This window comes from Arthrobacter sp. P1_B11 (assembly GCF_056406715.1).
Genome location: NZ_JBFTZQ010000022.1, coordinates 59,770 through 70,041, shown reverse-complemented (window position 1 = coordinate 70,041; position 10,272 = coordinate 59,770). Strand labels below are relative to the sequence as shown.

Genomic DNA, 10,272 nt, shown 5'->3' with positions numbered 1-10,272 from the left:
CATGTAACCAGCGTTGTAAATCAACACTTCAGGATCGCCCGCAGATTCGCGAATCGCTGCGAAAGCGGACGAAATTGAATCTTCCGAACTGACGTCCAACTCGAGCGTCATACAAGCGCCTCCCATATCTGTAATTGAATCCGACCGGGCGAGTCAGTTGGCGCGAGAACGCGTCGTGAGACAAACAAAATGCCCCTCGCTGGCGMATTTCTGGGCCAGCGCGCCTCCGAGACCCCACCGCATTTGCGGAGGGATGTCGTCATCACTCAGTTGGCCTCCGTGTGCGAAAACTGTGTTCCTGCCATCGGCCTGCCACTTGGAAGTGGCGCCAATGATGACGGCAACAGGCAGGTGGTTCGGGTTCTCCATCACTACAACACTCATTTCAATTGATGGAATCTAGTCTGGGTGCGAAGACGCCAGCGAAGTCCGGCCGCTGCCCCCCAGGTTTCCTCGCGAACGAACGGGTAAGCCCCAGCGATATGATAACGCCACGACTGTGCCACCGCATTGGTGGGCCTCCCCCACGCAAGGAGCTTCGGTCCCGACCGGCCGCCTTCACTTGACGGATTTGGAAAGTGGATCCCACATAATGCGGTTCATAAATAAAAATATACATTCAGTATCTCGTATAGGCGCCCAGGGTGCAACTGGTCGTCCCCGAGACGGCACGAGAAGGTTTCGGGCCCAAGATGGACGGACGGACTGTCGATACTTGCACGTGGCGAGCGGCCGATAATAATACGGATCTCTTGCGCGCGACCGCTCCCAAGCGGTCGCTTCAAAGGTAAGACCGGCTCGACGACGGCAGGCCGGCCTCCGCAATCGGCGGCCCAAGGGCGCAGGTCCTCTGGAACTGTCGTATCGGTGGAGTGGAGCGCCGCTTTCTTCTTCCGGGCGGGGGCCTGGCCTCTCCTCTCGGCGCGCGGTACGGGAAGAGCCTGCACACTCCGTTCGGCGCGCACTTGTGACCCTTTTGCCGGGTGTGGGGCCAGGGTATGTGCGGGAACACGAATCGACAGCCCAATAGACTCTTACGTCGCATCGGGACGGCGGCGCCGCCATCATGTCCGACATAGAACTGTTGACATCCACCACGACCCTTAGTAGCGTTCAAATAACCGTTTCCGCGTTCGGATATTCGAACACGCGCGAAGCATTCAAATCGCTGCTCCCGTGCCTGCATTCGCGACCCCGCTCTCCAAAGGGGACCCAAAACTCGATCAACCAAGGAGCGTCAGTGTCAGTGTCGACATCAATGCAAAGACGACGGGCCATCCGTCGGTTAGCCGGCGCTTCCGTTGGGAACTTCGGCGAGGTCTATGACTTCACCGTTTATGCGCTCACCGCGCCGATCCTGGCCCAGCACTTCTTTCCTTCGTCGAATCCGACTGCCGGGATCCTCGGAACGTTCGCTGTGTACGCGCTCGCGTTCCTTGCCCGTCCTGTTGGGGGATTCGTTTTTGGCGTTATGGCCGACAAACGTGGACGCATCGTCGTGCTCGCATGGACTGTGGTTCTGATGGGCCTCGGAACAATGGCGATCGGACTGCTCCCCAGCTATGACTCAATCGGAATCACCGCCACGATCCTGCTCGTTCTCTGCCGCCTTGCTCAGGGGCTATCTATGGGCGGCGAATCATCCGGAAGTTATACGTACGTAATTGAGTCTGCACCTGAAGGCCAAAGAGGGCGCTGGGTCGGCATAGTGGCTTCGTTTTCGTACTCCCCGGCGGTGGTGACGGGGCTAATCATTCTCGGCTTCAGTTCGGCCTTGGGTGACTCTTATGAAGAGTGGGGTTGGCGCTTGCCATTCATTCTTGGAGGCGTCGTTGCGCTCGTTGGCTACCTGCTGCGCCGCAAACTCGATGACCCCGACGAATACACGGAAGCCATGGAACAGCAGGCGCAGCAGCAGCAGCAGGTGAGCAACCCTGTCCTGGGAGTGGCAAAATCGCGCGCGAAATCGATGGTGCTCGTAGTTCTACTGCTAGCTATCCAAGCGGTTAGTGCGTATCTGGTCTTGGGCTACATGTTTACCTTTACGACCGAGCAAGGGTTGGGACACACCGAAGCACTTCTGACGAATGCCGCAACCCTAACCATAATCGTAGTCCTCTTGCCAATAGTCGGGACGGTGACAGACAAGTTCGGACGAAAGCCAGTCTTGCTCGTCGGCGCGGCCTGGTTCATGCTGACCGTTATTCCGGCCTTCGCACTCGCATCCTCAGGAACTGTTCTCGGAGCATTAGTAGGACAGTCCCTCATCTGTGTAGGCGTGGGCATTTACGCTGGGTCTGTATTCGCTGTCATGCTGGAACTCTTCCCAACTTCCTTGCGAGCTACCGGGCATGCCATTTCCTTCAACGTTGGCGCGGCGATCTTTGGTGGAACGACGCCCCTTATCGCAGCCGCATTGGTTGAGAGCACGGGGTCACCCATGGCTCCCGCTTATTACGCGATTGCAGTGTCATTCTTGGGCTTGATCGGCATCTTTATGACTCCCGAGACTCGGCACGTCACGCTTCGCCACGGCGTACAGAAATCTTCTGGAGAGGCGGTAGAGGAGCCGGCGCTTAGCAGTCCGCGGGACTGATGATGTCCGGTTCGGTGCGTACTTCCATTGCCGAGAAGCGGGCCCGGTGTCCGGGGCGCTAAGGCCACGGCACCACCGTAATCTATTGTGCAAGGTCAGCCGTTATAGGTCGCCCTCGGCCGCGAGACTTTCGGTGCAAGCCAATGGTTCGATTTGCCTACCACGGTCGGAGTTATGCCTGATCCGCTTCTAACTCCGACGCGGCTCAATCTACACCGCTAACGCGTAAACGAAGGTGTGCGCCAACCAGGGGATCCCCAATCGACGGGCAGGGCCCAGTCGCTCGGGGCCCCGATTGGGGAACCAGCCGGATGGGTATGCCCGGCAGGTCAATGCACGCGATCCGTTCGCTGTGAGCACGAAAGGAGAACGATCCATCTGAAGACGCTCGAAAGGCCGGACGAAACGCGCACGCCTCGCTCCTCCCTCGTCCCTTGGCCTCTGGACGAGCGGAAGACATTGCACGCGGTCATCCCCGTCCTGCGGAGACTTGGATCGGAGGCATCCTTTGGCTGAAACAGGCTCCCGCCTAATGCCGGCTCTGGTCTACGCGGCACTCTCCACGGCAATCGTAAGCTCGCTGGGTATGCTGCTGGTGCCGTCCATCTCCCACGAGATGGACGTTTCCGTTAGTACAGCGCAGTGGATGCTCACCCTCAATCTCCTAGTCGGCGCTGTCGCGACCCCCGTCATGGGCCGACTCAGTGATGGACCCCATAAAAAACGACTCCTGCTGTCGTCACTGTCGATCATCCTCATTGGGTCCATCACCGCCGCTGTGGCGCCAAACTTCACCGTGTTCCTGGTCGGCCGGGCCCTTCAGGGTCTGACCTATGGGATCGTTCCGGTGACGATCGCCCTGGCTCGACGGTACCTCCAAGCCGACAGGGTGCAGTTTTCCATCTCCAGCCTGTCAGTGACCCTGTCAACCGGGATTGGAATCGGCTATCCCTTGACGGGAATCATTGCAGGACTCTTCGATTTCCGGTTCGCGTTTTGGTTCGCGTCGTTGTTCGTGGTCACAGCGATTATTGTCGTCTTCCGCGTCGTGCCGGCAGGACCCGACAAACAGCCACGAGTGCCATTCGACTACACCGGCGCGGGCCTGCTCGGCCTCGGTCTCTGCGCTCTCCTCTTTGGCATTGGTGAAGGACCGAACTGGGGGTGGGGCTCACCTTGGACCATCGGCGCCTTCATCTTCGCTACTGCCGTCGTCGTGGCTTGGGTACGGGTTGAATTGCGGACTGGGCATCCGCTGATCAACCTTCGAGTCCTCCGAACCGGTGAAGTGCTGCTGGCCAACGGCACAGCAGTCGGGCTAGGTGCCGCGATGTATATCGGCCTCTCGATTTCCAGCCTCGTTGCCCAAGCCCCGACCGCCACCGGCTACGGCATCGCACTACCTGTGTTTTGGGCAGGTTTCGTGATGTTCCCGCTGTCGGTGGGAAGCTTCGGCGCGAACCGTCTCGTGCGCCGCCTGTCTCGTCGAATCCGTTTGGCAACGCTGCTGCCCATCGGTGCCGGCTTGATGACGGCAGCCGGAATGCTGCTCTGGTTTGCTCATGGCGAACTCTGGGAGATCCTGATCGGAATGCTCGTGTTCGGTCTGGGAATGGGGACGAGCTACGCTGCTATGCCGGCGCTGGTCGCCCGCAGCGTGGCAGCTGAGGAGTTGGGCAGTTCCGTGAGCTTCAATCAAGTCCTACGCACGGTGGGAAGCGCTTTCGGCACAGCGGTCTCGGGCGCAGTGCTCGCGGGAAACATTGCGCCGGATCTTCATCCCACCAGTGCCGGGATCAGTACAACGCTCGCCATCGGCGCAATCCTCTGCCTAGCGGTGTTCATCTCACTCCTCATCCACAACCTGATAACGCGCTCCCCTCGAGTAGCGGACAAGCGATCCGACGCCCTTGAAGATGAAATTCGGTAGTTGGCGGTAGACCGGGCCGCGGAAGCCTTCCTTGGGAGTGATTCTGTGAGCAAGCAGGCTATGCGGACCGCTTCTGGTCGTTGATGGTGATGCCCGTGAGTTAGCCGTGGAGGCTACGCTGCTATGGGGTGGTTATGGTCAGCTTCTTTTGAAGGGGTGTTCGGATAGCTCGTCCGGTGGCGGCCGCTCCAACGAAGAGGAATTCATGTATCCAATATTCCTTTCAGGCGATATTCAGCAGGCTTCGCCTGATGCAGGAATCTGTCTTGAGAACGCCCACGGAAGTCACTCGGGCGATACCATCCGGGATCCTCTCTACGCAGGCGTCATGTGCAAGAAGGCTTTATCAGGGACTTGGGCCCGCTCAAATCATTGGATGGGGCGCGAGAAGCGTTGGACGCTTCCGCGGCTTTTCCTGTGCGCAGGAAGCGCCCAGTCATCATCCATGACCCTACCTACCCCCGTCGCATCTCGCTGAACAGCGCCCAGTCGGGGTAGAAGTCGCGCCCAGTCGGGTCGAGGAACTGGAACCGCGCGAGGTTCGGGGTGCGGCCGCCCGGAGGTGGGGATGCCGTCTGCCGCCCGGGTCGGGTTGAATTGGTGCGCACGCTCAGTGTCGTCAAGGCGGAGGGCACGGGCGAGGGATTCGAGCACGGACGCGGATGCGCCAGCGATGGAACCGCGCTCGAGCTTGGCGTAGTACTCAACCCTGACGTCAGCGAGCCGCGCAACTTCACTTCGCCTCAGCCCTGCCACCTGGCGATTCGGACCTGCCGGAAGGCCCGCGTCTTCTGGCCTCAGTCGTGCACGACGTGCCAGTCCGGATGCATCCACCGCGGGTTCATGACGGGTACCCAGTTCCAACTTGCCGGCGTCCCCTACGCCGACGGCACTCTCGTGCCCGCCCCCGGGTACCGGACGCTGCCGACGGCGGGCTCTGCGGCTACTGCTACCAGCAAAGCCAAACGCACCCGCGAAATCTAGGCGTCCTGCCAGGCTTCAACAATAACCAAGCTTTTCTGACAATGGCTCGAGAAACTGTCAGGTCGCCACCTGACACTAYGGACTCGGTCCCAGACAGCAGTGCGACATATGGCCGGCAATTGGCCGTCCATACTCCTTCCGGGGTGGTTCCCGTGGCCCATAATCCGCGACTCTAGCGCCGGCAGTGCATAACTCTTTGGGCTTGCGAGTGCCTCACGGGCCGAGGATGAGGCGCTCGGTCATGCCGCCCCACTCCCCCACCTCCATGAACCATCAGATGCAACTTCGCTGTTTGTCATTCTGAACCCCCATCATCGCTGGGCGGGTCCTCCACGCAACCAGGACGCTACCGCGCCGGACTCGATTCAAAGATTCGTTCGGCGCTCCTCCGTCGCTTATTTCCTCACGAAACTTTGAATCGTTCCCGGTTCCCCAAGTTGCCCTCCGGACCCTCACACCCAGCGGTGACTCCGTGTATCAGAACGACGCCGAAAATCTGACAGACACAACCGGTGCCCGCCAGTAGCTGAAGGAGAAGGAACATGGAACCGCTCACCCTCAAAACCCCAGCCGACGTCCTCAGTTTCATAGGGCACACCCTCGGGTTCTGGCCGCACGAGAGCCTCGTCTGCATCACCCTGGACACCAACCGCGTCGGCGCAACACTCAGAGTCGACCTCCCCACACGCGAGGGCGGACTCAGATACGCCCGCACAGTGGCCGACTACCTTGCCCACGACGCCAGCGCCGCCAGCGTGCTCTTCGCCGTCTACACCTCCGAGCCCCACAAACCCGGACAGCCCAAACCGCACGCCGCAACCATCGCAGCATTGACGTGCGCCCTGGTCGAGCGCGGAATGACCATCCGCGACGGGCTCCTCGTCGCAGACAACACCGTCTCCCCCTACGACGCCGACCCCCAGGACGGACTAACCCTCCCGCTGAAGGCGACCCAGTCCAGCCAGATCAACGCCGAATTCGTCTACCGCGGCAGCACCATCGCACCAACAAACCACATCACCCTGCCGGCCCCGACAAAAGAAAGCCGCACAGCGGACGCCGTCGACGACCGCGTGAAAACAATACACAGCATGAACCCGGGCGAAGCCCTCGAACAAGCCAGAACACTCTGGGGCGGCATGCTGGACGCGATCTCCTACCCCAACGACGACCAGACCATCAGCCTGATTGCGAACTTCCAGGCACCCGCCATCCGCGACCAACTCATGGCCGATATCCCCGGAATCGACGAACCGATGGACCGGGTTCTCCTGGCCCAAACACACGGCGGGCCCCAGTGGTCCCGGGTCGAATGGGCACAGCAACTGCTGCTCCACGCCTACACGCACAGCAGCACCAGACACTCCGCCCCTATCCTCACCGCGATCGCCTTCGTCAACTGGTGGGAAGGCCGAGGCAGCAAAGCACACCAGTTCCTCCAACTCGCCCTCGAAGCAGACCCCGCCTACCGCTTGGCCAGGCTCAGCGACCTCATGATCGGATCCGGAATGGTCGCCGGCTGGAACATGGACAAAGACCGGGCCTTCCGGCCCTGGGGCCTCGAAGCCTCGTAGCGGCGCAGTTATAGGGATGCGGACGACGACGGCGGGACGTTCCGGAGCCAGCTCTCCACCGCCGCGTCCCATCCGTCCGGATCGGAATTCCACTCCTGCGTATGCTCCGCGGACGGGAAAGTGAGCAGCATTGCCAGCTCGGGACGCCGGGCGACGAACTCCCGCGAAATGGCAAAGGGTGTCGAGCAGTCCCCTTCGTTGTGGATGACAAGGATGGGCACACTGAGTTCCTCCGCCCGGGCCAAAAAGTCCAAGGCAGGAAAGCTCAAAGGAGTGTCTAAGCCGGTGATCCAGCGCGTACCGGATGACCCAAGCATGTGCAGTCCAAGCCGGGCAACCCAGCCGGGAAGCATGCTGGATCGGGCGTTGGCCACTAGCGTTCTGCTCCAGTCGATAACGGGGGCATTGAGCACGAGCCGGGAAATGAGGGGCCGATACTCCGAAGATGCCGCTAGCTGAAGGGCGATGGAGGCACCGAGCGACCAGCCGAAGAGCACTATTTGGCGTGCACCTTGGCCCACGGCATATTTCACCGCAGCTTCGACATCGTGCCATTCGGACTGCCCAAGGTGGTACCGGCCGTCCGTGGAAGCAGGCGCATCGCGGTCGTTCCGGAGTGAAACAACCAGGGATGTGTATCCCAGTCGGTCCGCAACGGGCACGCCGCGGAGTGCGCCGGCTTTCGATCCGCCCAAGCCATGGATATGGATGGCCCAACTGGAATAATCTCCGGACGGCTGCGTCGGTGTGAACTTCCAGGCGGGTGCCATGCCATTCTCGATCGAAATCTCAACGTCCGAGTAGAGCAGCCCTAACGGATGCGGCGTCGGATAGACGTATCCGCTCCAGATGCCGGCCTTGGCAGTCCTGAGATCGCCGGAGTCGACCCGTTCAACGAGGCGGGTTACGGTCCCCGCAGCATGGTCAGAGGCCATGATCTCTCCAATGCAGGCGTGGCCTGTGCCGTTTGCAAACCAGATGCTGTAGCGGCCTGGAGCCGTCGTCCGTGCCGATGCCGGCAACTCCACCATCAGCGTTTCGTCGGCGTCGTGGAACACACGATGGATTTGCAGATCTTCCCTCCGCAGCCTCTTGGGCACCACAACTTGCCGGGCAAAATAGGCCGCAGCGAGGAAGGCGGCGGCGCCAGCAATGCCACAACCTATGGCCACAGCCGTAGCGGCCCTACGCATCGGCCTCGTCCTCGGGAGCTTTCAGGCGTCCGTCGATGGCTTGGCGGAGCCGCAGTAATGTCTCCGGAGAAACCCCGTGCAGCTGTCTCGCAGCGAAGTTTCTCACGCGGTTTTCCCGCAGTGTACGCAGTAGTTCGAGCTGTGCATCCACCAAATCGGGGACCTCGCCGTCGTCGTCCAAAAGGTATCTGGGGTCAACGCCGAAGAATTCGGCGAGGTTCTGCAAAAGCACCGGGTCCGTCGCCATCGAACTGTCCCCGGCACGCATGTAGGCCCAGCGGGAGCGAGATAATGGCGTTCCGCGGTCTGACATGTGCTTGCTTATCTGCGGATATGTCAAGGGCGATGAACCTTGGGCCTCAAAAAGATCCAGGAGTAGATTTAGCTTCCGCGCGAGTTTCGCCTGCGGCTGTTCGGAGATCCCACCGTCGCTGTCGGTCACGCAGTCGTGTCCCCTTTCCGTGACAACCCTGGCCGTCGATGTCCGGATGCTGCAAACCGGGCTCCGAGATGCTGCTCCGCTTCTCTGAGAACATCCAAATCATTCTGACTCAGCAATTGGGCAAGACTTGGGTCCACGAACAGTGCGTCCTGAATCTCTACAAGCATCCTATGCAGCCGGCGCTTGGGTGCATCGGTGCCGTCAATCACAGTCTGAGCCACACTCAGTCGGACCTCAGATCGCTCTGACGTTATTCGGTCCCACGGCCCAGACAGTCGGTCGACGAGGACAGCTGCGGCCCGGGCATCGGACCTGTGCTCCAGCCGACGCGCGGCCGGCGGTAAGGCGAGACCCGCGCAGAGGAAAACCATGGCGCCCACTTCGGCCGCGTCGTAGACGTAGGAGAGACGCGTCATTGCCTCAAGCTCCCCCCTGAGATGAAGAACGTCCATCCCCAGCACGGCAAGGACCAGCACTACAGCCAGAGCGCATCCCAGGCCGATGAACACAAAAGCGACGCGGAAGTACGGTCTTGCCATTGCGGCCCGGAACCTGAAGCAGGTAAAGCCGGTGATGGCCACCACCACACCGATGTAGAGGAACTGAACACTCGAGTACACGGCCGCCGGCCACTGGCTACCGAAATCCCTCATAAAGGAACTGGACGTCCACGGAGCATCAACCAAGCTGAAGCTGACAATCAAGGCCAGAACGACAATCCCGAGAACCGAAAGCCCTGCTCTGTTTTGGATGCCCACCGTCTCGCTGACATCGGCGGCCCGAAGGATCGCACGGGACAGGAAGTAGATACCGACAACCATGAAGATATTGGCGACAAGGTCCAGCAGATTGCGGTTCCCGAGGAGCTGGTCCCCCGCGATGTAGATTCGGTCGACGTTGAGCGTGAGCGCAGTGGCGATGGTAACGGCCGCCACCAGGATGCTCTGGTCCTTGCGCCGCTTCAGATCCGGCAGGAGGCACAGCGCCAGACACCAGATGACGGCTGCGGCAATGGCCTGAATCATCCGAAGATCTGTTCAAACGACCGCGGCTCGAGGCTGCTGTCCCGGATGGCAGCGGCAAAGAGATCCGCCAATGTTTCGGCAGCGGCCTCGATATGGTCCAGGAAGTCACTTCGCCTCAGGATCCGCGATACCTTCTCGCCGGAGAGGTTGGGAAACAACGTCTCCGCATAATCTGAGGACACCACCAACTCATCGTGTCGGAGCACCATATGGCCCAGTTCGTGAAGGATGAATTGCTGGCGATGTAGCGCTGACGGGGTCGGCGCGTGCAGGATTATTTCTGCGCTATCCGTGGACAGCCACAACCCGCAAACCGTTCCCCCATTCAGGGACTCGGAAACATCGACCTCAATCCGCCGCTGCCGGAGGTTCTCAACAATCGATATCAGCCGTTCCAACGAAAGATGGCTCGGCAGATTGAGTGCGAGGAAACCCTCCGCGGCGCATCGCGCCGGCGAATATTTGGCGGAAGCTGTACCGTCCATCGGAACCCCATCCTGCAGCCGTTGCCGACGTGTGCCGCCCGGT

The 10,272-nt window shown here is 60.6% G+C and carries 9 protein-coding genes; 4 read left to right on the top strand and 5 right to left on the bottom strand.

Annotation, left to right across the window (positions count from 1 at the left end; all coding sequences use genetic code 11):
* Positions 1 to 1,240: 1,240 nt before the first annotated feature.
* Together AC1D14_RS16655 and AC1D14_RS16650 are read left to right on the top strand one after the other, a co-directional pair.
* Complete coding sequence (locus AC1D14_RS16655) at positions 1,241 to 2,596, top strand: MFS transporter (RefSeq protein WP_476968836.1); 1,356 nt, start codon at positions 1,241 to 1,243, stop codon at positions 2,594 to 2,596.
* 532 nt (positions 2,597 to 3,128) lie between these two features.
* The gene (locus tag AC1D14_RS16650) at positions 3,129 to 4,526 is read left to right on the top strand and encodes an MFS transporter (protein ID WP_476968835.1); all 1,398 of its coding nucleotides are present in this window, start codon (positions 3,129 to 3,131) and stop codon (positions 4,524 to 4,526) included.
* Positions 4,527 to 4,895: 369 nt separating this feature from the next.
* Here AC1D14_RS16650 and AC1D14_RS16645 read toward each other — a convergent pair whose 3' ends face one another.
* On the bottom strand, positions 4,896 to 5,282 hold the full coding sequence (locus AC1D14_RS16645; protein ID WP_476968834.1) for a helix-turn-helix domain-containing protein: 387 nt from the start codon (positions 5,280 to 5,282) through the stop codon (positions 4,896 to 4,898).
* A gap of 87 nt (positions 5,283 to 5,369) precedes the next feature.
* Here AC1D14_RS16645 and AC1D14_RS16640 point away from each other — a divergent pair, with 87 nt between their 5' ends.
* Both AC1D14_RS16640 and AC1D14_RS16635 read left to right on the top strand, forming a co-directional pair.
* On the top strand, positions 5,370 to 5,510 hold the full coding sequence (locus AC1D14_RS16640) for a hypothetical protein (protein WP_476968833.1): 141 nt from the start codon (positions 5,370 to 5,372) through the stop codon (positions 5,508 to 5,510).
* 542 nt (positions 5,511 to 6,052) lie between these two features.
* Complete coding sequence (locus tag AC1D14_RS16635) at positions 6,053 to 7,084, top strand: DUF4192 domain-containing protein (protein WP_476968832.1); 1,032 nt, start codon at positions 6,053 to 6,055, stop codon at positions 7,082 to 7,084.
* Positions 7,085 to 7,092: 8 nt separating this feature from the next.
* Here AC1D14_RS16635 and AC1D14_RS16630 read toward each other — a convergent pair whose 3' ends face one another.
* The 4 genes from AC1D14_RS16630 to AC1D14_RS16615 all read right to left on the bottom strand — a co-directional run bounded on the left by AC1D14_RS16630 (position 7,093) and on the right by AC1D14_RS16615 (position 10,229).
* On the bottom strand, positions 7,093 to 8,019 hold the full coding sequence (locus AC1D14_RS16630) for an alpha/beta hydrolase (RefSeq protein ID WP_476968831.1): 927 nt from the start codon (positions 8,017 to 8,019) through the stop codon (positions 7,093 to 7,095).
* Positions 8,020 to 8,269: 250 nt separating this feature from the next.
* On the bottom strand, positions 8,270 to 8,719 hold the full coding sequence (locus tag AC1D14_RS16625) for a hypothetical protein (RefSeq protein ID WP_476968830.1): 450 nt from the start codon (positions 8,717 to 8,719) through the stop codon (positions 8,270 to 8,272).
* Positions 8,716 to 9,744, bottom strand: coding sequence for a hypothetical protein (locus AC1D14_RS16620; protein ID WP_476968829.1), 1,029 nt, complete (start codon positions 9,742 to 9,744; stop codon positions 8,716 to 8,718). Before AC1D14_RS16620 ends, AC1D14_RS16625 begins: the two co-directional genes overlap by 4 nt.
* Positions 9,741 to 10,229, bottom strand: a complete 489-nt coding sequence (locus AC1D14_RS16615; protein ID WP_476968828.1) for a hypothetical protein — start codon at positions 10,227 to 10,229, stop codon at positions 9,741 to 9,743. Before AC1D14_RS16615 ends, AC1D14_RS16620 begins: the two co-directional genes overlap by 4 nt.
* Between the last annotated feature and the right edge of the window lie 43 nt (positions 10,230 to 10,272).

Bases quoted from the DNA above. Each gene is read 5' to 3' on its own strand.
- AC1D14_RS16650 (WP_476968835.1), top strand. From the start codon at position 3,129: ATGCCGGCTCTGGTCTACGCGGCACTCTCCACGGCAATCGTAAGCTCG.
- AC1D14_RS16640 (WP_476968833.1), top strand. From the start codon at position 5,370: ATGACGGGTACCCAGTTCCAACTTGCCGGCGTCCCCTACGCCGACGGC.
- AC1D14_RS16635 (WP_476968832.1), top strand. From the start codon at position 6,053: ATGGAACCGCTCACCCTCAAAACCCCAGCCGACGTCCTCAGTTTCATA.
- AC1D14_RS16630 (WP_476968831.1), bottom strand. From the start codon at position 8,019: ATGGCCTCTGACCATGCTGCGGGGACCGTAACCCGCCTCGTTGAACGG.
- AC1D14_RS16620 (WP_476968829.1), bottom strand. From the start codon at position 9,744: ATGATTCAGGCCATTGCCGCAGCCGTCATCTGGTGTCTGGCGCTGTGC.
- AC1D14_RS16615 (WP_476968828.1), bottom strand. From the start codon at position 10,229: ATGGACGGTACAGCTTCCGCCAAATATTCGCCGGCGCGATGCGCCGCG.